General features: G+C 59.1%; 1 pseudogene. It reads left to right on the top strand.

Features of this window, described 5'->3' with window-relative positions:
* Window positions 1-330, top strand: a pseudogene (locus AB4323_RS20485) (cadherin repeat domain-containing protein); the annotation flags it as partial.

The raw sequence follows: 330 nt of genomic DNA, 5'->3' as shown, positions 1-330 counted from the left end.
GTGCAGAAGATACGGTTCTAGAAAGCGATGAAACGTTCACGCTGAGCGTGGGTGAACAGACCGCGACGGGCACCATCGTCAATGACGATGCGGTACCGACGATCAATGACATCGCGGATGTGAGCGAGGAAGAAGGCGACGCACTGGCGTTCGCAGTGACGCTAAGCAATACGGCCGACACGGCCCAAACGTTCGAGTTCAGCTTGACGAACGGCACGACCGATAGCAGTGACTACGGCAATGTGACGTTCAGCGAAGGCGTGACCCTCAACGACGACGGCACCATCACGGTGGATGCGGGCGTAGCGGGCTTCACGGTGACGGTAGCGG

Source organism: Vibrio sp. 10N.261.52.C11 (genome assembly GCF_041471405.1).
In the GTDB taxonomy this organism is placed as follows: domain Bacteria; phylum Pseudomonadota; class Gammaproteobacteria; order Enterobacterales; family Vibrionaceae; genus Vibrio; species Vibrio crassostreae_C.
This window is presented reverse-complemented; position numbering and strand designations above follow the sequence as displayed.